Here is a 599-nt window from a genome sequence, read left to right on the forward strand (position 1 = left end):
ACCAGCTCGGCTAGGGCCGCCGAGTAGGTTTCGTCTCGGATGTGCCAGGCTTGCAGCCAGGATAGCTTGGCGTAGGTCAGGCCGGGGCTCGACTCGGCCATCTTGGTCAGCCCGAGGTTGATCGCATCACCGAGGATTGCGGACAGCAGCAACGTCCTGTCTTTGGCCTCGGCACCGTCCTTCAGGTGGGTGAAGTGGCGGCTGAAGCCCGTCCAGTCGTCCACGTCCATCAGCAGTTCGGTGATCTTGATGCGCGGCAGTAACTGGCTGGTTTGGTCGATCAGCGCCTGCGCCCGATCCGGCACCGCCGCATCCAGCGGGGTGATTTTCAGCCCTGACTCGGTGAGGATGGCATCGGGCAGCTCGTTGTCCTTGGCCAGGCGGGTGACGGTGGCCAACTGCTCGTCCAGCAGCTGCAAACGCTCTTCCAGGTACTGGTCGCTGTTCGGGTTGATCGCCAGGGGCAGGGCCTGCTCGCGCTTGAGTGCGGCGAACTTCTCGGCCGGCAGCAGGTAGTCGTCGAAGTCGCGGAACTGCCGCGAGCCCTTGACCCAGATGTCGCCGGATCGCAGCGCGTTCTTCAGCTCGGACAGGGCGCA

General features: G+C 64.4%; 1 protein-coding gene. It reads right to left on the reverse strand.

Annotated elements, in window-relative coordinates; genetic code table 11:
• On the reverse strand, window positions 1-599 hold a 599-nt coding region (locus R7Z50_RS29065), incomplete at both ends, for a Tn3 family transposase (protein ID WP_318149953.1).

The organism is Vibrio sp. 1249-1 (genome assembly GCF_033340495.1).